At 67.6% G+C, this 20,697-nt stretch carries 13 protein-coding genes; 4 read left to right on the top strand and 9 right to left on the bottom strand.

What is annotated here, in order from left to right:
• Window positions 1–110: 110 nt before the first annotated feature.
• Complete coding sequence (locus tag AC3A6R_RS02335; RefSeq protein WP_487858704.1) at window positions 111–449, top strand: PRC-barrel domain-containing protein; 339 nt, start codon at window positions 111–113, stop codon at window positions 447–449.
• Here AC3A6R_RS02335 and AC3A6R_RS02330 read toward each other — a convergent pair.
• The 9 genes from AC3A6R_RS02330 to AC3A6R_RS02290 form a co-directional block, all read right to left on the bottom strand.
• Window positions 437–5,494 carry a malto-oligosyltrehalose synthase gene (locus tag AC3A6R_RS02330; protein WP_487863667.1) on the bottom strand — a complete coding sequence of 1,686 codons (5,058 nt, stop codon included), beginning with the start codon at window positions 5,492–5,494 and terminating at the stop codon, window positions 437–439. The genes AC3A6R_RS02335 and AC3A6R_RS02330 overlap by 13 nt on opposite strands.
• Window positions 5,487–7,349 carry a malto-oligosyltrehalose trehalohydrolase gene (gene treZ / locus AC3A6R_RS02325; RefSeq protein ID WP_487863666.1) on the bottom strand — a complete coding sequence of 621 codons (1,863 nt, stop codon included), beginning with the start codon at window positions 7,347–7,349 and terminating at the stop codon, window positions 5,487–5,489. The genes AC3A6R_RS02330 and treZ overlap by 8 nt, the downstream gene beginning before the upstream one ends.
• Window positions 7,346–9,508 (bottom strand): glycogen debranching protein GlgX, encoded by a 2,163-nt coding sequence (gene glgX / locus AC3A6R_RS02320; protein ID WP_487858701.1) that lies wholly within the window; start codon window positions 9,506–9,508, stop codon window positions 7,346–7,348. Before glgX ends, treZ begins: the two co-directional genes overlap by 4 nt.
• A 78-nt stretch (window positions 9,509–9,586) precedes the next feature.
• A complete protein-coding gene (locus AC3A6R_RS02315; protein WP_487858700.1) occupies window positions 9,587–10,363 on the bottom strand; it encodes a mechanosensitive ion channel family protein in 777 nt (258 codons plus the stop codon).
• 97 nt (window positions 10,364–10,460) lie between these two features.
• Window positions 10,461–13,799, bottom strand: coding sequence for a maltose alpha-D-glucosyltransferase (treS, locus tag AC3A6R_RS02310; protein ID WP_487863665.1), 3,339 nt, complete (start codon window positions 13,797–13,799; stop codon window positions 10,461–10,463).
• Between the two features lie 9 nt (window positions 13,800–13,808).
• Window positions 13,809–15,881, bottom strand: coding sequence for an alpha-1,4-glucan--maltose-1-phosphate maltosyltransferase (locus AC3A6R_RS02305; protein WP_487863664.1), 2,073 nt, complete (start codon window positions 15,879–15,881; stop codon window positions 13,809–13,811).
• Entirely contained in the window at window positions 15,878–17,779 is a 1,902-nt protein-coding gene (gene glgB, locus AC3A6R_RS02300) for a 1,4-alpha-glucan branching protein GlgB (RefSeq protein WP_487863663.1), read from the bottom strand. The genes AC3A6R_RS02305 and glgB overlap by 4 nt, the downstream gene beginning before the upstream one ends.
• A 171-nt stretch (window positions 17,780–17,950) precedes the next feature.
• On the bottom strand, window positions 17,951–18,268 hold the full coding sequence (locus AC3A6R_RS02295) for a hypothetical protein (protein WP_487858696.1): 318 nt from the start codon (window positions 18,266–18,268) through the stop codon (window positions 17,951–17,953).
• A 98-nt stretch (window positions 18,269–18,366) separates the two neighbouring features.
• The gene (locus tag AC3A6R_RS02290; RefSeq protein ID WP_487863662.1) at window positions 18,367–18,723 is read right to left on the bottom strand and encodes a hypothetical protein; all 357 of its coding nucleotides are present in this window, start codon (window positions 18,721–18,723) and stop codon (window positions 18,367–18,369) included.
• Between the two features lie 260 nt (window positions 18,724–18,983).
• Here AC3A6R_RS02290 and AC3A6R_RS02285 point away from each other — a divergent pair, with 260 nt between their 5' ends.
• The 3 genes from AC3A6R_RS02285 (at window position 18,984) to AC3A6R_RS02275 (ending at window position 20,678) form a co-directional block, all read left to right on the top strand.
• Window positions 18,984–19,421 (top strand): Hsp20/alpha crystallin family protein, encoded by a 438-nt coding sequence (locus AC3A6R_RS02285; RefSeq protein WP_487858694.1) that lies wholly within the window; start codon window positions 18,984–18,986, stop codon window positions 19,419–19,421.
• A 37-nt stretch (window positions 19,422–19,458) separates the two neighbouring features.
• On the top strand, window positions 19,459–19,881 hold the full coding sequence (locus AC3A6R_RS02280) for an Hsp20/alpha crystallin family protein (RefSeq protein WP_487863661.1): 423 nt from the start codon (window positions 19,459–19,461) through the stop codon (window positions 19,879–19,881).
• Window positions 19,882–20,006: 125 nt separating this feature from the next.
• Window positions 20,007–20,678: a phosphoribosyltransferase gene (locus AC3A6R_RS02275; protein WP_487858692.1), complete on the top strand. Its 672-nt coding sequence runs from the start codon at window positions 20,007–20,009 to the stop codon at window positions 20,676–20,678.
• The last annotated feature ends 19 nt before the right edge of the window (window positions 20,679–20,697 follow it).

The following is a 20,697-nucleotide window of genomic DNA, read 5'->3' as shown; positions in this document are numbered from 1 at the left end:
GACGATCCACCAGCCGATGCGGCTGGATTCTTTCGCGCGGAGAGTGAAGGGTCTGGGCATTGCAATCAACGCCGGCATTTCCCAGGCATGCTGGCCGGAGACTTCCTTCCATGACAAGCGCGAACCCTGTCATTTCCTCGGAGCGTGTCGAAGGCACCACCGTCTACAACACCGCGGGCGACAAGCTCGGCACCATCGACGAACTCATGATCGACAAGATCTCGGGCCAGGTCTGCTACGCCGTGATGGAGTTCGGCGGCTTCCTCGGCATGGGCACCGACCGCTATCCGATCCCGTGGTCGATGCTGAAGTACGACACAGCCCAGGACGGCTACGTCGTGCCGCTCGACAAGACCCAGATCGAAGGTGCGCCGCGCTATGCGAACGACCGCGTGCCCGAGTACGACGATACGTACAAGGGCACGGTCGACAAGTACTACGGACTGTAGAACACGGCCCAAGGGATGCGCGCGAAAGCCACATCGAGCTGAATCTCGGCACCGTTCGGCGACAGGGCCTGCCCGGTCAGCACGTTGTCGAGTTCAGGCTTGTCGAAGCCTTCGGGCAGCAACACCCGCGTGCCGCGCCATGCCGCGGCATCGGGGAGCACCGGCGCCGCACCCCCGGTGGCCGGGCGCGCAATGCCGGTGAACAGCCGCCCCGCAAGAACGATCAGTGTGCGGCCCTCGTGTCGGCGCGCGAACGCAACCACGTGCCGGGCGAGCGGCCCCTCGACGGTGAGTCCCTCGTAGCCGCCGAGCTTGAACAGGTCGGGGTCGCCGCGCCGCAGCGACAGCATGCGCCAGATGAACCACAGATTGGCGCGGCCGTCGTGCGGCGCGGCGGCCAGGGCCTGCAGCTGCGCGGGGGCGTCGGGCGTTGCGGCAGCGGCGACCAGCGTGTTCAGGTGGCCGCGGCGCAGGTCGTAGTCGACCGGCCGGCGGTTGTCGGGGTCGACCAGGCTCAGGTCGATGAGCTCGCTGCCCTGGTAGAGATCGGGCACGCCGGGCGAGCCGTACTTCAAGAGGGCCAGCGTGAGCCCGTTCCAGGCGCCGTACCACGACAGCCGATCGGCCAGCCGCTGGATGTCGGCCAGGCATCCGCCGTCGGACAAGTCCGAGAGTATCTTGTGCACCAGGCCCTCGAGCGCCTTTTCGTAGGCTTCGTCGGGTTGGGTCCACGCCGTGTGCTGCTTGGCCTCGCGCGCCGCCTTCTGCATGTACTGCTGGATGCGCGCGGTAAAGGCGGGCGCGGTCTCCGCATCGAGCCCACCGAAGGGCAGCGCGCCGAGCAGCGTCTGGTAAAGCAGGTACTCGTGGGCGCGCGACGGTGAATCGGGCCCCTCGCCGCACAGCGCATGCCAGCGCGCGAGAGACTCGCGCCATTCGCGCGGCATTTCCGACAGCACGTCGATGCGGTTGCGCACCCCTTCGGAACGCTTGTTGTCGTGCGTCGAAGTGGCCAGCATCGTATGCGGCCAGCGCCGCGCGCGGTCGGCGCTCAGGGCATGGAACTCGTCCACGTCGAAACCGAACTGGTCGGGCTCGCCACCGACTTCGTTGAGCGCGCTGAGCGGGAAGTAGCGGTAGAAGGCAGTGTCCTCCACGCCCTTGGCCGTCACCGGCGCACTGAACTGCTGGAAGCGCACCGCGAAACGGCGCACGCGCTCGGCCAGCGCCGCCGGGGCGCCTTCCACGGCCTCGCCGCGCAGCGACTGGCGCACGAAGGCGAACACCGAGCGGTCGGCATCGCGGCTCTGGCGCTCGGCTTCGCGCGTGGCCACGTCGATGAAGTGCGCATCCTGCTCGGACGGCGCGTCGACGATGTAGGTGCGGTAGACCGGCATGCATTCCGCCACGGCTGCGATCGCGCGGCGCAGTGCATTGAGCGTGTAGTCGCGCGTGCTGCGGTCGGCCCGCGCGATGCGCAGCAGCTCGGTGGAAAGCACGTTGAGCTCGGACGATAGCGCACTGCGCATCACCTCGTGCTTGCCCTCGCGCGCGAGCGAATGGAAATCCTGCGTCTCGCGCGTGAAGTCGTGCCAGGTCTTGCGCAGCGCATCGGCCGAGCCGGTGTCCACCAGCACGCCGTTGGCCACGTTGGCGAAGCGGTAGCCGGTGGTGCCGTGCACGTGCCATTCGAGCGGCACCTCTTCCTCGGCGGCGGCGATCTTCTCGGCGACGACGTAGAGCGGGCGCGGGGGGCGCCCATCCGGACCGGTTGGCGGCAGCGCAAACCCGGCGCGGCGCGCATGCCCTTCCTGCAGTTGCAGGAAGTAGCGCGCCGGGTCATAGAGGCCATCGGGGTGGTCGATGCGCAATCCGTCGACGACGCCGGCGGCGGTGAGTTCGAGCGCGAACGACTGGGTCGCCTCGAACACCTCTTCGCGCTCCATGCGTACGGCCGCCAGGTCGTTGATGTCGAAGAAGCGCCGGTAGTTGATCTCGTCCGACGCGACGCGCCAGTAGGCAAGCCGGTACGCCTGAACGTCGATGAGCCGGTGGAGTGCGTCGCGGGCTTCTTCCGAGGCCATGTTGAGCTCCGCCACCGCGGCCAGCACGGCGCGCGCGACGGGCGGATGCGCCTCGGCCAGCGCTGCGAGCCGGGCCTTGAAGAGTGCGCTGTCGCGCACGCGCTCGGTGCGCTCCGCCGGCCCCGACACGCTGCGACCCGGCAGGTGCCCGAAGGCTGTCGACAAACTCGCGAGCTCGGCCGACAGCGTCGCATCCGCCAGGTGCGGCACCGCCCGAGCGAGCACGGCGGGATAGGTCTCGGGCGCCAGCGGGAAGCGGTGGTCGTAGTAGCGCAGCGCCAGCGGGCCCTCGGCCACCTCGAAGTGCAGCACCAGTTCGCCGCCCTCGAGGATCTCGCCGTAGTGCCCGCCGAGCACCGGCAGCAGCACCTTGCCGGCGAGCTCGGCGTTGAGCGGCTGCCAGTCGATGTCGAAGTGCTGCGCGAACGGCGAAGCCGGCCCGTTCTCGAGCACGTCCATCCACCAGGCGTTGTCGGCGCCGAGCACGCCCATGTGGTTGGGCACCAGGTCGAGCAGCTGGCCAAGGCCGTTGGCCTTGAGCGCCGAGACGAAGCGTTCGAAGCCTTCGGCACCGCCGAGCTCGGGATTGACCTCGGCATGCGCCACCACGTCGTAGCCGTGCGTGCTGCCGGCGCGGGCGCGCTGGATCGGCGAGCAGTAGACATGGCTCACGCCGAGCTGCGCAAGGTACGGCAGCACTTCGATCGCATGGTCGAAGGTGAAGTCCTTGTGGAACTGCAGCCGGTAGGTCGCGCGCGGCACGCGCGCCTCGGGCAGCGGTGCGGGCTCGTTGGACACCGTGCTGCGCCGCGGCCGCGCGGCGCGCAGGCACTCGGCAAGCCCCCGCATCGCATCGCTCGCGGCGAGTGCCTGCACGTTCGACGGAAGCTTGCGCCGCCAGTTGGGATGGGTGTCGATGGTGCCGGGCAGGTTGGCCTGGTCGATCTCGCCCGCCACGTCCTCGAGCTGGAACACCATCAGCGCCGAGGGCGCCTTGGCCAGGAAGGCGTGCACGGCCTGCATGACGCGCAGCGACGGCGTCGGCTGCGCGAGCGCCTGCGCCGCTTCGTCTGCCGTCAGCAGGCCTGCCTCGCGCACCGCGAGCATCAGGCGGATGCGCTCCTGGGCACGGTCGAGCAGCTGCGCGTCGAAGAGGCCCGGTTCGGGGAACAGGTCGAGCGAGAGCCGCAACCGCAGGTCTTGCCCCGTCCACCAGCCGGCCAGCGTGGCGAGGTCGTGGGTGCTGACCGCCACGAGCGCGGCCGGAAGATAGTCTTCAGGCGGCGTGAAGCTGCCGTCCGGCTGCTTCTCGAAGTACATCAGCCGGTACGAGAGCACGTCGGCGCGCGCGAGCGCCTCGCGCATCGCGTCCTCGACGGTACCGAGGTCTTCGCCCACCACCATGCAGCCGTGCCGGTGGCTTTCGACCGCCACGATGGCGAGCATCTCCTCGACCTGGTAGCGCACGTAGGCGCCGTCGCGGGCCGAGCGGCCGGGCGGAATCCAGAACAGGCGCATCAGCCCCATGGCATGGTCGATGCGCAGCGCGCCGGCATGGCGCATGTTCGCGCGCAGCATCTGGACGAAGGGCGCGTAGTGGTGCGTGCGCAGGCGGTCCGGGCGCATCGGCGGCAGGCCCCAGTTCTGGCCCGCGGGATTGAACTCGTCGGGCGGCGCGCCGATGCTGGCACCGGCCGCGAAGCATTGCTGCGCGGTCCAGACGTCGGAGCCGCCGCGGTCGGCCGACACGGCCAGGTCCAGGTAGAGCCCGATGCCCATGCCGAGCGCGTCGCAGCGCTGGCTGGCCCGGGCCAGCTGGCTGTCGGCCACCCATTGCAGGTACTGGTAGTACTGCACGCGCTTGGCGTTCTGCGTCGCGAAGGCCTGCACCTCGGGCGCATCGAGCTGCCGGTAGGCCTCGGGCCAGGCCGGCCAGCCCCAGCAGCCGGGGTCGGCCGCGGCAAAGTGCGCCTGCAGCGCCTCGAAGATTGCATGCCGGCGCAGCGCCTGGCCATGCGCGGCGACGAACGCAAGGAAGGACTCGCCGCGCTCGTCAACCGCACCGCCCGCCGTGAGATGCTGCGCGCGGAAATGCTCGAACAGCATCTCCATGACCTCGGCCTTGGCCTCGGCGACGCCGGCGTGGTCGACCAGCGGCTCGGCGCGCAGCGCCGCGAGGCGCGCCTGGAACACCGGCGAGGCCACGCGCTCGCGCGCCGCTTCGCAGCCGGCAAATTCCTCGACGGCCTCGACGTCGATGTACATCACGTTGAGCCACTGCCGCGACGACGGGCTGTAGGGGCTCGCGCGCAGCGGGTCGGTCGGGAACAGCGCATGCAGCGGGTTGAGGCCGACCACGTCGGCGCCCTGCTCGGCCATGCTGCCGATCAGCGTCTCGAGATCGCCGAAGTCGCCGATGCCCCAGTTGCGCGGCGAGCGCAGCGCATAGAGCTGGATGGCGGGGCCCCAGACGCGGCCACCGTCCTGCACTGCGGGCGGGCGGTAGCAGCGCCCTGGCGACGCGACGACGAGCATCTCGCCATCGAGCCCGTCGATCTGCAGCCAGTGGTAGCCCGCGGCGAGCGCGGGCGCCAGTTGCAACTCGCGGCCGCCGCCGGGCGCCGGCTGCGGCTTGGCATCGCCTTCCTGGGTGCGGCCCGCCTCGTCGCGCAGCCGCCAGTGCAGCGGCCCATCGGCCTGCGCCCGGGCGAGCGGCAAGGTCACGCGCCAATCGGACATGTCGGCCGGAACCACCTGCACGGGCGCAATGGCGGCGTCGTCTGCGGGGTCTTCAACGGCGGCCGCATCGGCAGCCACACCGAGTTCTGCCAGCAGCGCAGCCAGGCTTTCGGGCGTGGCGTGCTGTTCGATTCCGAATGCGTTGGTATAGCTGGGGTCGATGCCGTAGCGCCGGCACAGCCGTTCGAGCGCAGCGGTTGCGCCGTGAGTCAGTTCATCCACCAGCGATATCCTCCAGCGAGGCGTAGACGCCTCCGCGTTCAAGCCTCAGGCGACCGGCGGCCTCTGCCGCGACGCTCATTTTGTAGACTGCCGCGCCGGGTGGCGTGGCGGTTTCCGTGGCCGGCTCCGTGCCCAGGTGCGCGACGAGGTGCAGGCGCTTGGCCGACGCGCCCGCCGCGCCACCTGTGCGGGCGAAGTCCCAGCGGACCTGCACCAGGCCGTCGTCGCAGCTGTAGCTGCCGGCACCCTGCGAGCCCGCGAAGTGCGGCACCAGCAGGCGGTGGCGGGCCTCGAGCAGCTGCTGCATTTCGCACAGCCGCGCAAAGTGCGGCTGCGTGCCGCGCTCGCGCCAACGCAGCTTCGACGCCAGGAAGGTCTGCTCGGCGTTAGGGTCCGGAATGCGGGCGCGCGCCGCTTCGTCGGCAAAGGCCGCGAAGCCGCCGAACTCCGCGCGGCGGCCAGCCGACACGGCGGCGGCCAGCTCGGGTCCGAAATCGCAGAAGTACAGGAACGGCGTGGACGCGGCGAACTCGTCGCCCATGAACAGCATCGGCACGTGCGGCGAGAGCAGCAGGCATGCGAAGGCGCCGCGCAGCAGCACCGGGTCGCCGAAGGCATGGATGCGGTCGCCGAAGGCGCGGTTTCCGACCTGGTCGTGCGTCTGCAGGTACGAGACGAACGCGGTCGACGGCAGCGCGGTGCTCGGCTCGCCGCGCAGTTCGCCGTCGCGGAACGGCGAAGCCTGGCCCTGGTAGATGAAGCCTTCGGCCAGCGAGCGCGCGAAGTCGCGCGCGGGTGCGTCGGCGTAGTCGACGTAGTAGCCGTCGCGCTCGCCGGTGGTGAGTACGTGCGCCGCATGGTGCAGGTCGTCGTTCCACTGGGCGGTGCCGGCCAGCGGATGCCCACCCTTGCCGCGCACCAGCAGGCGCGCCTGGTTGGCGTCGTTCTCGAGCACCAGGTGCACCTGCCGCTCGCGCGCGGGGCCGGCATCGAGCGCCTCGCGAATCTCCTGCACGATGTGCTTGGGCGAGCTGTCGCGGATGGCGTGGATCGCATCCATGCGCAGGCCGTCGAACTGGAACTCCTCGATCCAGTAGAGCACGTTGTGCACGAAGAAGTCGCGCACGGTGCGGGAACCCGGCCCGTCGAAATTGATCGCCGCGCCCCAGGGCGTGCGCTCGGCGGCATTGAAGAACTCGGGGCAGCTCGCATGGAGATAGTTGCCCTCGGGCCCGAAGTGGTTGTAGACCACGTCCAGCAGCACCATGATGCCGAGCGCATGCGCGGCGGCGACCAGCGCCTTGAGATCATCGGGCGAGCCATAGCTCGCGTCGGGGGCAAACTGCAGCACGCCGTCGTAGCCCCAGTTGCGGGAGCCCGGAAAGTCCGCGAGCGGCATCAGCTCGATCGCGGTGATGCCGAGTTCCGCCAACTCGGTGAGCCGCTCGCGTGCCGCCTGGAAGGTGCCTTCCTCGGTGAAGGTGCCGATGTGGAGCTCGTACACCACGGCCTCGTGCCAGGGCCGGCCGCGCCATGCGGCATCGGGCCAGTCGAAGCTCGTGGGGTCGACCACCCGGCTCGGGCCGTGCACGTCTTCGGGATTGAAGCGCGAGGCCGGGTCGGGCATGGTGGTGCCGTCCGCGAGGCGCCAGGCGTAGCTGTCGCCAGCACGCGCATCGGCCAGTGTGGTGCGGTACCAGCCGTCTGCTCCGCGCGAGAGCGCGTGCGTGGCCGCAGCGCCACCCGCGGGCCTGTGCACCAGCGAAACGCCCTCGGCCGAGGGCGCCCAGAAGGCGAAATCGACACCAGCGGCATGGACCGTGGCACCAAAGGGCATGCGGTGAATTCGTTTCATGGTCGGACGTCCGGACGGCTCAGCACCACGAGCGAGCGGCACTGCAAGGGGTAGGCGGGCTCGGACCAGGCCGGCGCATGCGCCGCCACGTCCTCGGTAGCGAGCGGCGGCGAGCCGCTGGCGGTGTCCACCAGCAGGCGCCAACTGCCATGGCGCGACGCGGGCAGCGTGAACGCGATCTCGTCATGGTGCGCATTGAAAAGCACCAGGAAGTCATCGTCGTGCTGCGCCTCGCCGCGGGGACCGCGGTCGACGATGCCACCGCCCGGGATGTACATCGCAATGCAGCGCGCATTGCCATCGTTCCAGTCGTCGGAGCTCATCTCGCCGCCGTCGGGCCGCAGCCACACCACGTCGGTCACGCCGTCGGCTTCCCTGGGCGTGCCCGCGAAGAAGCTGCGCCGGCGGAACGACGGATGCGAGCGCCTGAATGCGATGAGCCGCTCCACGAAAGTGACGAGCGCCTGGCGCTCGGGCGTGGGCGTCCAGTCGATCCAGCCGATCTCGTTGTCCTGGCAATAGACGTTGTTGTTGCCGTTCTGCGTGTTGCCGCGCTCGTCGCCGGCCAGCAGCATCGGCACGCCCTGCGAAAGCAGCAGCGTGGCGAGCAGGTTGCGCTTCTGGCGCTCGCGCAGGGCCACGATCTCGGCGTCGTCGGTGGGGCCTTCGGCACCGCAGTTCCACGAAATGTTGTGGCTGTTGCCGTCGCGGTTGTCCTCGCCGTTCGCCTCGTTGTGCTTCTCGTTGTAAGAGACGAGGTCGTTGAGCGTGAAGCCGTCGTGCGCGGTGATGAAGTTGATGCTCGCGGTCGGCCGCTTGCCCGACCAGCCATAAAGATCTTCGGAGCCGGTGAGCCGCTTGCCGACTTCGCCGATCAGTCCGCCATCGCCCTTCCAGAAGCCGCGCATGCCGTCGCGGTACTGATCGTTCCACTCGGCCCAGCCGGCCGGGAAGTTGCCGACCTGATAACCGCCGTGGCCCAGGTCCCAGGGCTCGGCGATCAGCTTGACGCGGTTGAGCGTCGGGTCCTGGCGAATGGCGTCGAAGAAGCCGCCGAGGTTCTCGACCTTGCCAGCCTCGCGCGCCAGCGCCGAGGCGAGGTCGAAGCGGAAGCCGTCGACGTGCATCTCCTCGACCCAGTAGCGCAGCGAATCCATTACCAGCTGGAGTGCCCGCGGATGCTCGAGGTTGACGGTGTTGCCGCAGCCCGTGAAGTCGTCGTAGTAACGCCGGTTCTCGGCGTTGATCATGTAGTAGGAGGCGTTGTCCACGCCGCGCATCGACAGCGTGGGGCCGAGCTGGTTGCCTTCGCAGGTGTGGTTGTAGACCACGTCGAGGATCACCTCGATGCCTGCCGAGTGCAGGGTCTTGACCATGGTCTTGAACTCCTTCACCTTGCCCGACGCGCTGTAGCGCGTCTCGGGCGCGAAGTACGCGAGCGAGTTGTAGCCCCAGTAGTTCTGCAGCCCCTTCTCGGCCAGATGCCGGTCGTTCAGGAAACTGTGCACCGGCAGCAGCTCGACGGTGGTGACGCCCAGACGCTTGAGGTAGTCGATGACGGGCGCGCAGCACATGCCCGCATAGGTGCCGCGCAGTTCGGACGGCACATCAGGATGGCCCATGGTGAACCCGCGCACGTGCAGTTCGTAGATCACCATGTCCTGCCAGGGCACCGAGGGACGCCGGTCGTCGCCCCAGGTGAAGGCGGTCTCGAGCACGCGGCCCTTAGGCATGAGCGGCGCGCTGTCGCGGCGGTCGAACGACAGGTCTTCGCGCTTGCTGCCCACCGTGTAGCCGTAGAGCGCATCGCCCCAGCGCAGCTCGCCCACCAGGTCCTTGGCGTAGGGATCGACCAGCAGCTTGTGCGGGTTGAACCGGTGGCCCTCCTCGGGCTTGTAGGGGCCGCGCACGCGGTAGCCGTAGGCCTGGCCGGGACGGGCTTCGGGCAGGTAGCAGTGCCACACGCCGTCGGTGCGCTCGCGCAGCGGAATGCGCTGGATTTCATGGCGGCCCTTCTCGTCGAAGAGGCACAGCTCCACGCCTTCGGCGTGCTGCGAGTAGATGGCGAAATTGACGCCCTCCCCGTCCCAGTTGGCGCCCCGGGGATAGGGGCGCCCCGGCCAGACGGCCGTGATCGAGGTGTTTTTGCTGCGAGTCATCGAATGGATTGCGCGAAGAAGTTGGACGAAGAAGATGGATCAGGATGGGGAACGAGGCGAGACGGATCCCGCCTGCCGTCAGCGTGGCGGACGGTCACCCGCCGACTGCGGCGGCACGGGCGGGCCCGGCCGGCGAATTCCTGTGGTCGTGGTGGTGGTGCTGGGAGGCGCAGCCCTGGCGTCGTCCTTGGGCACGCGGGGCCACCAGCGTTCGATCTGCGTGGCAGCCCAGTCCTTGCCTGCGAGGCCGAAGGCCAGCGCCAGCGCGAACACCACGCCCGCAAGCACGACGAGGAAGCTCTCGCGCACGATGTCGCCACCCACCTTGACCTGGTCGAGCGCGATCAGGATCACGAACGCCATCACCGCGTAGCGCGCAATGCGCCCGAGCAGCGCCGCGTCGCGCATCTGCACACCGCGCAGGTAGCTGGCCACTGCCTCGCCCACGAAGCGGGCAAAGTACGAGCCGAACGCGAGCACCAGCAATGCGACGAAGAGGTTCGGCACGAACCACACCACGCGACCGAGCAGGTCGGCGATGTAGCTGAGCCCCATGCCGTTGAAGGCCAGCAGCAGTGACGCGAAGATCACCATCCAGTAGGCCAGCACCCCGAAGAGGCTGCTGGTGTCGCCGTTCCAGCCACCTTGGCGCAGGAAGTTGTCGAGGCCGGCGCGCTCGGTGAGCACGTTGAAGTTGATGGCCCGCAAGGCCCTGGTGACAGCGAAGCGCACCGTCTTGGCGACGAGCCAGCCGGCGAGTACGACCACGATGGCGATGGCGAGGCGGGGCACGAAGGCCCCGACCTGGTAAAGCATCGCATTCAGTGGTTCGAGTTGAATGCCGAATCGGTCCATGTATTTCTCCCGTGCGTGATGGCGGTGGTAGGCGGATATGAAAATCGAAGCAGTTGCCGCGGGTGCGGCGCGTGCTTCGGGGTGGAGGGTCGACGGGTCAGGCGGCTGGCGGTGGCTGGAGCATGGCGAGCACGCCGTTCAACGGGACCTGCGCCCAGTCGACCCGGTTGTTGAGTTCGTAACGCATTTCGTAGAGCGCCTTCTCGAGCTCGAACAGCGCGAGCAGTTCGGCATCGATCGCCGCGGCCTTGCCGTCCGCGGTGGTGAGCGAACCCATGTAGCCCGCCAGGAAGGCTTCTCGCGCGGCCTGTTCCCAGGCCGCGGCTGGCGTGGCCAGCATGACGGCTTCCTCGGCGCTCTGCGCCACGCGTCGCAGGGCGGACCAACGCGCATAGTTGAAGGAGCGCAGCATGCCCGCCACGTCGCGCAGCGGCGACCCCTTGGTGCGGCGCTCGTCGAAGCTGCGCGCCGGCTCGCCTTCGAAATCGATGATCAGGAAGTCGTTGTCGCGCAGCAGCACCTGCCCCAGGTGGAAGTCGCCGTGGTAGCGGCTCTTGATGGCGCCCTGCGTCTGCGGCCGGCGTGCCGCAATGGTGGCGTGCAGCGCAGCCTCCATGTCGAGCAGCGACTGGGCATCGGGCTGTGCCACGGCGGGCAGCTGGCCGATGCGTTCGCGCAGCAGCGCGAGCGTGACCTTGGCGTCGGCGTCGGCACTGGCCGTGTAGCGCGCGACGTCCTCGGGCTGCAGCGCCTCGGGCTCGAAGGCCGCCGCGCCCGTGCGCATCGCGAGTGCGTTGTGCAGTTCGGCCGTTCGCTGCCCCAGCGTGGTCATGAGCGCGAGGAAGCCGCCATGCTCGATCAGCGGATCGGGCGCGGCACCGCCGTCGGTGGTGGCGAAGTCGCGCAGGTAGCGCTCGAGGTAGCCGAGCGTGTGCTCCCAGCCGTCGCCCTGGTTCGCCACGTAGGACTGCACCATCGCGAGCGTCATCGTGCGGCCATCGTTGCCGATGTACTCGAGCGCGCCCAGCACCGGCACGCACGACGGGTACTTTGCGTCCTCGGTCAGGAAGCGTCCCATCTCGAGCTCGGGGTTCAAGCCTTCGCGTACGTTGCGGTATCCCTTGAGGAACAGCGTTTCATCCATCGTGAGCACGGTGTTGCTGCTCACGCCGCTGGGCCGGCCCACCTGCATGGTGGCGATGTCGGCGTCGATGGCCGCAAACGCGGCCGTGGCCTTGAAGCGCAGCCGGCCGTTCGCGGTCGGCAGCTCCATGCCGTCGCGGATCGCCTGCACCAGGGCCCGGCAGAACGCCTCGTCGTAGAAGGCATCGCCCATCACGCCCACCTGCGCCTGCTGGCGGATCTTGGCCAGTGCCGCCTGCGTGAGGCCATTCATGCGCTCCTCGTCGCGCTCTTCCCATGCCAGCGCGAGCGGCATGAAGTAGGTGGCGCCACCGGGTGGGCCGTCGAGTTCGAGCGTCGGCAGCAGCCAGCTCTGCCCATCGGTTTCCCACACCCCATAGTCGGCCAGTTGCGCCCGGGCGATCGGGGTTCCCTTGGACGCGTACCAGCGCTGGATCTCGATGTGCCGCGGCAGGATGTCGAGTTCGAACTGGTTGCGCATGCGCTCGGACATGCCCATGCGCCACGGCATCACGCGGTCCCGGAAGAAGCTGTTCCAGCCGTCGAACAGCACGAGCGTGGGCCAATCCTGAAGCGCCACGCCCTCCTGGTGCCAGCTCGGCATCTCGGCGTCGGAGGCGAGCTTGAACCAGTAGAAGCCGTACGAAGCGAGCGTCAGCAGGTAAGGCAGCTCGCCGATGGGCGGGAACGGCACGCGCCCGAGCATCTCGATCGGCACCCGCCCCTTGAAGGCGGACAGGTCGAGCTCCACGGGCTGGGCGGCCCGCGAGAGATTGAACACCGTCAGGATGATGTCGTCCTCGTACTCGCTCAGGTAGGCCAGGATCTTGCGGTTGCCGGGCTTGAGGAAGCGCCGCTTGCCGCGGCCGAAGGCGTGGCTGGTCTTGCGCACGGCGAGCATGCGCTTGGTCCAGCTGAGCAGCGAGCTGGCGTCGCGCGCCTGCGCCTCGACGTTGAGCGCCTCGTAGCCGAACATGGGGTCCATGATCGGCTGCAGGTACAGCCGCTGCGGATCGGCGCGCGAGAAGCCGGCGTTGCGGTCGGGGCTCCACTGCATCGGCGTGCGCACGCCGTTGCGGTCGCCGACGAACACGTTGTCGCCCATGCCGATCTCGTCGCCGTAGTAGATGATCGGCGAACCGGGCATCGACAGCAACATGCCGTTCATGAGCTTGACGCGATCGAGGTCGTTTTCCATCAGCGGCGCAAGGCGGCGCCGGATGCCCAGGTTGATGCGCGCGCGCGTGTCGGCGGCGTACATGTTGTACATGTAGTCGCGCTCCTTGCTGGTCACCATCTCGAGCGTGAGCTCGTCGTGGTTGCGCAGGAAAATGGCCCACTGGCAGCCCTCGGGAATGTCGGGCGTCTGCTGCATGATCTCGACGATCGGATGCCGGTCTTCCTGGGCGATGGCCATGTACATCCGCGGCATGAGCGGAAAGTGGTAGGCCATGTGGCACTCGTCGCCGTCGCCGAAGTATTCGCGCACGTCCTCGGGCCACATGTTGGCCTCGGCCAGCAGGAAGCGGTTCTTGTACTCGGCGTCGATGGCGGCGCGCAGCTTCTTGATGACGTCGTGCGTCTCGGGCAGGTTCTCGTTGCTGGTGCCGTCGCGCTCCACCAGGTAGGGAATGGCGTCGAGCCGGAACCCGTCCACGCCCATGTCGAGCCAGAAGCGCATCACCTTGAAGATCGCCTCGAGCACGGCCGGGTTGTCGAAGTTGAGGTCGGGCTGGTGGCTGAAGAAGCGGTGCCAGTAGTAGGCCTTGGCCACCGGGTCCCAGGCCCAGTTCGAGGTCTCGGTGTCGGTGAAGATGATCCGGGTGCCCTGGTAGATCTGGTCGGTGTCGCTCCAGACATAGAAATCGCGCTCGGGCGATCCGGGCGGCGCGTTGCGCGCGGCCTGGAACCAGGGGTGGTCGATCGAGGTGTGGTTGATGACCAGCTCGGTGATCACGCGCAGGCCCCGCTTGTGCGCCTCGTCCATCATCTCGCGGAAGTCGTCGATCGTGCCGTACTGCGGGTTCACGTCCTCGTAGGCCGAAATGTCGTAGCCGTCGTCGCGCATCGGCGACGGATAGAACGGCATCAGCCAGATCGTGTTGACGCCGAGCTCCTTGACGTAGTCGAGCTTGGCGGTCACGCCCTTGAAGTCGCCGAAGCCGTCGTTGTTGGTGTCGAAGAACGCCTTGACGTTCAGCTGGTAGATCACCGCGTCGCGGTACCAAAGCGGATCGTCGCTCGTGTCGATCTCGACCGTTTCAAGCGCAATATGGGGTACAGGTGCGTTCATCTTGCGCCTTCAAACAAAGTAATCGAAATCGCGGTCGTCGGCATCCCGACGCCGCACGGCGAAGATGTGCGCCGGAACGCGATGCGGGTCGAGCTGCACGTAGTGCCAATCGCCCTGCCACATGAAGCGTTGGCCGCTCAGCAGGTCGTGCATCTGGAACGCCTCGTGCGTCTCGATGCCGAGGCTCTTGGGCGCCAGGTTGACCCAGCCGGACTGCACGTTGTGCGGGTCGAGATTGACCACCGTGACGATCACGTTGCGGCCATCCTCCGACGCCTTGGCATAGGCCAGCAGCTGATCGTTCTCGATCGGCAGGAAGCGCAGCGTGCGGTCCCATTGCAGCGCGGGGTTCTCGCGCCGGATGCGGTTCACGCGCGCGATGAACGGCGCGAGGCTTTCCGGGTCGTCGTGGTTCCAGTGGCGCAGCTGGTACTTTTCGGAGTCGCGGTATTCCTCGCTGCCGGGCTCGCGCGGCTTGTGCTCGCGCAGTTCGTAGGCGGGGCCGTAGATGCCGTAGTTGGCCGCGAGCGTCGCCGCCAGTACCAGCCGGGTCTGGTAGACCGAGATCTCGCCGCCCTGCAACTGCTCGTGCAGGATGTCGGGCGTGTTGGGCCAGACGTTGGGACGGAAGTAGTCGATCCCCGGTGCGGTGGACAGCTCGGTGAAATACTCGATGAGCTCGGCCTTGGTGTTGCGCCAGGTGAAGTAGGTGTACGACTGCGAGAAGCCGCCCTTCGCGAGGCGGTGCATCACCTTGGGCCGCGTGAAGGCTTCGGCCAGGAAGATCACCTCGGGGTGCTGGCGCCGGATCTCGCCGATGCACCATTCCCAGAACGGGAAAGCCTTGGTGTGCGGATTGTCGACGCGGAAGATGCGCACGCCCTCCCCGATCCAGTGCTCGATCACGCTGCGCAGCTCGGACCACAGGCCGCGCCAGTCCTCGCTCTCGAAGTTGAACGGATAGATGTCCTGGTACTTCTTGGGCGGGTTCTCGGCGTACTGCACGGTGCCGTCGGGACGCCAGCGGAACCACTCGGGATGCGCCTTCACGTAGGGATGGTCGGGCGCGCACTGGAATGCGATGTCCAGCGCGAGCTCGATGCCGTGCTTCTCGGCCTCTTCGCGCAGGTGGCGAAAATCCTCGGGCGTGCCGAGCGCCGGCAGGATCGACTTGTGGCCGCCCTCTTCGGCGCCGATGGCCCAGGGGCTGCCCACGTCGTCGGGACCATGGGTCAGCGCGTTGTTCGGCCCCTTGCGCTGGATGCGTCCGATCGGGTGGATCGGCGGGAAATAGAGCACGTCGAAGCCCATGGCGGCAATTGCCGGCAGCCGGCGCTCGACGTCCTTGAACGTGCCATGCACGCCCGGCGTGGCGCTGGTGGAGCGCGGAAAGAGCTCGTACCAGGTGCTGAAGCGCGCGCGCTCGCGTTCAGCGTCGAGCGGCAACTCGGTCGCGAAGCGCACCTCATGGCGGCGGTCGGGGTGGCGGCGGGCCAGCGCCGTCCGCTCCTCGTCGAGCGCCAGCGCCTTGAGCGCGGGAACCTGCGCGCTGGCGTCGCGGGCCAGCGCGTCGAGTTCCTTGGCCCAGGCCGCAAGCGCCTTGCGGTCGGCACCGTCGGCGCGCTCTGCGGCCGCGGTGATCTCTTGCGCACCCACCTGCAGCGCGATGCGCACATCCTCCGCGTCGACACGGCGTGTCAGCTCATGGCGCCAGGATTCGAAAGGATCGACCCATGCGACCACGGTGTAGCCGTAGCGCCCGAGGGCCGGCGGCGTGATGAAGGCTTCCCATACGTCGTTGACGAGGGGCGTCATCGGCACTTCGCGGAACTCTGCCTGGCCTTCGGCGCGCCAGCACAAGTTCGCGCGCAGCACGTCGTGGCCGTCGGTGAAGCAGTGCGCGGTCACGCGCAGCTTCTCGCCGGCGACGCATTTGACCGGGAATCGGCCGTGGTCCACGGACGGCAGCACCGCGTCGACCACGGCGCGGCGTGCGCCGTCGGTGATTTCAGGTGCCACGGTGTTGGCGACGGTCTGGGAGATGGTGATGGTGGTGGTAGCGGAAACTTTTTTCTTGCTCATGATGGGCTGTGCTCGAGGATGAGTGTGGAAAGCGGGGGCAAGGTCAGGCTCACGGCCTGCATGCGACCGTGAGACCGCACAGGAGCGGCTTCGACACCGCCCAGGTTGCCCCATCCGGCGCCGCCGAACTCGACGGCATCGGTGTTCAGGATTTCCCGCCACGTTCCACCGAGCGGCACGCCCAGCAGGTAGTTGGTGCGCGGCACCGGCGTCATGTTGCTCACCACCAGCAGCGGCGGTGCGCCGTCGCGGGCCTTGCGCAGGAACGCGAACACGCTGGTGTCGACCTCGTCGGCCGCGATCCATTCGAAGCCGGCAGGCGAGAAGTCTTGCTGGTAGAGCGCCGGCGCGGCGCGGTACACGCGATTGAGCTGCGCCACGAGCCGCTGCAGCCCCGAGTGGCCTTCGAGCCCGCAGACCCACCATTCGAGTTCGCCGTCGTGCGTCCATTCGCGGCGCTGGCCGAACTCGCCGCCCATGAACAGCAGCTTCTTGCCCGGATGCGTCCACATGAAGCCGAACAGCGCGCGCAGGTTCGCGAACTGCTGCCACGGGTCGCCGGGCATCTTGTTGATCAACGAGCCCTTGCCGTGCACCACCTCGTCGTGCGAGAACGGCAGCACGAAGTTCTCGTGGAAGGCATAGACCAGCGAGAACGTCATCTTGTGATGGTGGTACTTGCGGTAGATCGGCTCTTCCTTCATGTAGTCGAGCACGTCGTGCATCCACCCCATGTTCCATTTCTCGCCGAAGCCCAGGCCATCCATGTCGGTCGGCCGCGACACGCGCGGGTACGAGGTCGACTCCTCGGCCACCGTGACCGTGTCGGGATGCTCGCGGTAGACGGCGCGGTTCAGGGTCTGCAGGAACTCGATGGCTTCGAGGTTCTCGCGCCCGCCGTGGCGGTTGGGAATCCATTCGCCGTGCTTGCGCGCGTAGTCGAGATAGAGCATCGAGGCGACCGCGTCCACGCGCAGGCCGTCGAGGTGATATTTCTCGAGCCAGAACAGCCCCGACGACACGAGGAAGCTGCGCACTTCGTTGCGCCCGTAGTTGAAGATGCTCGAATTCCACTCGGGGTGGAAGCCCTGGCGCGGATCGGCATGTTCGTAGAGGTGTGTCCCGTCGAAGTATCCGAGGCCATGCTCATCGGTCGGAAAGTGCGACGGCACCCAGTCGAGCAGCACGCCGATGCCGTTCTGGTGCAGATGGTCGACCAGGTACATGAAGTCTTGCGGCGAACCGAAGCGCGAGGTCGGGGCGAAATAGCCGGTGGTCTGGTAGCCCCACGATCCATAGAACGGATGCTCCGTCACGGGCATGAGCTCGACGTGGGTAAAACCCATTTCTTTCACGTAGGTCGCGAGGGCATGCGCCATCTCGCGGTAATCCATGAACTGGCCCTCGCGCCGGCGCCACGATCCCAGGTGCACCTCGTAGACCGACATCGGTGCGTCGAGCGCATTATGAGCGGCGCGGGTCGCCATCCATTCGGCGTCGTTCCACTCGTAGCTCAGGTCGCAGATGCGCGAGCCCGTGGCAGGCGGCAGCTCGGCGCAGAAGGCAAAGGGATCTGCCTTGTCCACCACGTAGCCGTTGACGCGCGAATGGATGCGGAATTTGTAGGCTTGCCCCACGGCTGCCTGCGGCACGTGGCCGTGCCAGATGCCGGTGCCACCCGGGTCCGCAGACAGCGGATCGGCCTCGCCGGACCAGTGATTCCAATCGCCGACGACCGAGACGGACTCCGCATTGGGCGCCCACACGGCGAAGCGTGCGCCTCCTTGTTGGGGGTCGAGATGACAACCCAGGCGGTCGTATAGGCGGGCGTGCGTTCCTTCGCGGAACAGATATGCATCGTGCGGTTCGAGTCCGATGGACGGCTGAGTCAATGGCACCAGCGTTCCTCCCTGAGAATAGGATTGCGAGCCAGCGCACGAAAGAGCGCGCAGACGCTTCACAAATCCTGAACAGAATTTACAGAGCCCATACGATACGGCCCAGGAGGCTTGGCCTCCTCTGCATGTCGGAAAGATGCTCGCACCGCACGCCGTGCAACGTGATTTACATCACGTTGTGACTAATTCTTGATGTATCTTGCTGACGACAGGTGAAGGATCGGCGCTGCGCAGCGAGAAATCGCGCACGGTCAGCACGATGGCCTGGTGCGGATTGGCGCGGTAGCGCCGCTTCGCAGCCCCCCCGATCGCATCGAAGTGCGCCTTGCACGTTTCGAGCAGGCGGTCCCCGAGATTGCGCGTACCAAACACGTCGTGCAGCGTCTCCTCCGATATCTGCGCGACGATCCGCGCGCCATCGGGCCCGTCCGGGTAGATCGCAAAGCGGACGGTGGCGGTGTCAAAGCAGTAGATGCCCTCGAAATCCATGTTTGTCTCCTGTTGATGCCCTCAATGGCGACTGGATTCAGCGCGGGATGGACGTTGGAACGGCATGGATTTCCGCGCGAGTTCAGGAAGGATGCCGCCTACATCCGCTGCGATGGGTGCGCGTCGTGACTGCGCACCGGCAAGACTTGCCGCAATTTCTGTCCGAATCGCGCGCCCGCGAGCAGATTCTTCCATCCCGCGCGCGGCGACGGACCGCGCGGCAACTCGCCGGGATAGTGAATGCGCGCAAGCTCCTCGCGCCCCTTCTCTGTGATGGCCAGCACCTGGGCGGCGGGCTCCGCGCCCGACAGCTTCAAGGGATCGGCTGGCGCCGGAACGAAGGCGATCACGAGTCCGGCCTGGCGAAGAATCCGGACTTCGTCGATCTCCTTCGGCGTGCGAAACGACACGGGAAGCCGGGATGCGGCAATCTGCTTGAGCAGGTCCATCGGCATGACAAATCTCCTCTAGGTTCGGGATGACGATTGACGGTTCGACGAGCATCGAAATAGGTCTTCCGGCCAAGCCTTCAAGAGAGTCTGCAGATTGGTTTTTTCTGCCGCGCTGCGCGGCGCAATAGCATGCGCGCGATCGGCCGGAAACGTCTACGAAACCCCTCTTGAAAAGAAGGTCGTGGCACCTACTTCGCAAGACGGAAGCGCCGGGGGTGCCTCCGGCGCAGCGTCAACCCTTGTTTCTGAATGGAGGTTTCGCCATGTACCGATCCCTGTTTCCACGCGACATGTTCGCCGAGATGGATCGCCTGCAGCGCGAGATGCAGCAGGCCTTCGATCTGTCTCCCACCATCCGCGGCCTCGCCCGCAACGGCTTTCCGGCACTGAACATCGGCGGCACGCCGCAGACCGTGGAGATCTACGCGTTCGCGCCCGGCGTCGATCCGTCCAGCCTCGAGGTCCATCTCGAGCGCGGGCTGCTCTCGATCGCCGGCCAGCGCAGCAATGCGCTGCCCGAAGCCGGCGCCAAGGCGGCCGTTCACATCAACGAGCGCTTCGAGGGGAGCTTCCGCAGGGTGCTGACCCTGCCCGACGATGCCGACCCCGACGCGGTCACCGCCAAGTACCGCGACGGCGTGCTGCACATCAGCGTGCAGCGCCGTGCCTCGTCGCAGCCGCGGCGCATAACCGTTCAATGACGAAGCAGAGAGAACCAGGCAAGAAAGGAGAACGACCATGAACACCACCCCATCGAACCGCGTCGCCGAGCAGAAGGCGCAGCAAACGGCAACACAGGTCGCCCGCGGGGACGACACCCGCTACAGCGATGCGGCCTTGACCCCGCCGGTGGACGTGATCGAGGACAGCGGCGGCATCACGCTCTATGCCGACCTGCCCGGCGTCTCGCGCGACAAGCTCGGCCTGCACGTGGCGGCGGACACGCTGACCATCGACGCCGAGACCGACATCTCGGTGCCCAACGGGCTGTCGTCGAGCCACACCGAAGTGGGCCTGGCACGCTTCCGCCGCGTCTTCACGCTCAGCAAGGAACTCGACACCGCCGCGATCACGGCCGAGCTGTCGCAGGGCGTGCTCAAGCTGCGCATTCCGAAGGCGGAACACGCGCAGCCGCGACGCATCGAGATCCAGGCCGCCTGAGCGCGCAGGCAGCGCAGGCGCCCGTGGCAGCGGGCGCCTACGCCGATGTGCGCTTCGCCCTACACCCGCGGCGGCACGGCAAAATTAAGGTCGTCCGGCAAAGCTCCTCCGGAAGCGCCGGACACATGGCCTTCGAACACTTTCGTGACCGCAGGGACGCCGGCCGCACGCTGGCGCAAAAGCTGGGCGGCCACGCCGGGCAGTCCGGTGTGGTCGTGCTGGCCCTGCCACGCGGCGGCACACCCGTGGCCTATGAAGTGGCCCGGGCGCTCGACGCCCCGCTCGATGTGCTCGTGGTGCGCAAGCTCGGCATTCCCTGGAACGAGGAATACGCCATGGGCGCCATCGCCAGCGGCGGCGAACAGCTGCTCGACGCGCGGGTCGTGCACGAACTCGGCCTCACCCGTAGCGACATCGAAGACGTCGTAGCCCGCGAACAGCGTGAACTGGCGCGGCGCGAACGCACCTACCGCCGCGACCGTCCGCCGCTGGCGTTGCACGGGCGCACCGTGATCCTGGTCGACGACGGCCTGGCCACCGGATCGACCATGCGCGCCGCCGTGCGCGCGGTGCGCCGGCAGCAGCCTGCACGCACCGTGGTGGCCGTGCCGGTGGCGTCGGCAGAGGCCTGCGAACTGCTGCGCAGCGAGGCCGACGAGATCGTCTGTGCTGAAGTGCCGGAATCCTTCCTCGGCGTCGGGCGCTGGTACATCGACTTTTCGCAGACCAGCGACGAGGAGGTCTGCGCGCTGCTCGATGACGCGGCGAACCGTCACCACGGCGCGCTGTCGGCCTGAAACACTGGCGAACGGAGGA

It is taken from the genome of Variovorax sp. Soil_C_19 (assembly GCF_057657255.1).
The sequence above is the reverse complement of the archived record's forward strand: the minus strand, read 5'-3'. Positions and strand labels throughout refer to the sequence as shown.

Excerpts from the sequence above, each read along its gene's own strand:
- AC3A6R_RS02290 (WP_487863662.1), bottom strand. The coding sequence starts at position 18,723 with ATGCCGATGGACCTGCTCAAGCAGATTGCCGCATCCCGGCTTCCCGTG.
- glgX (WP_487858701.1), bottom strand. The coding sequence starts at position 9,508 with ATGACTCGCAGCAAAAACACCTCGATCACGGCCGTCTGGCCGGGGCGC.
- AC3A6R_RS02275 (WP_487858692.1), top strand. The coding sequence starts at position 20,007 with ATGGCCTTCGAACACTTTCGTGACCGCAGGGACGCCGGCCGCACGCTG.
- AC3A6R_RS02305 (WP_487863664.1), bottom strand. The coding sequence starts at position 15,881 with ATGAGCAAGAAAAAAGTTTCCGCTACCACCACCATCACCATCTCCCAG.
- treS (WP_487863665.1), bottom strand. The coding sequence starts at position 13,799 with ATGAACGCACCTGTACCCCATATTGCGCTTGAAACGGTCGAGATCGAC.
- treZ (WP_487863666.1), bottom strand. The coding sequence starts at position 7,349 with ATGAAACGAATTCACCGCATGCCCTTTGGTGCCACGGTCCATGCCGCT.
- AC3A6R_RS02280 (WP_487863661.1), top strand. The coding sequence starts at position 19,459 with ATGAACACCACCCCATCGAACCGCGTCGCCGAGCAGAAGGCGCAGCAA.
- AC3A6R_RS02285 (WP_487858694.1), top strand. The coding sequence starts at position 18,984 with ATGTACCGATCCCTGTTTCCACGCGACATGTTCGCCGAGATGGATCGC.
- AC3A6R_RS02315 (WP_487858700.1), bottom strand. The coding sequence starts at position 10,363 with ATGGACCGATTCGGCATTCAACTCGAACCACTGAATGCGATGCTTTAC.
- AC3A6R_RS02335 (WP_487858704.1), top strand. The coding sequence starts at position 111 with ATGACAAGCGCGAACCCTGTCATTTCCTCGGAGCGTGTCGAAGGCACC.
- AC3A6R_RS02295 (WP_487858696.1), bottom strand. The coding sequence starts at position 18,268 with ATGGATTTCGAGGGCATCTACTGCTTTGACACCGCCACCGTCCGCTTT.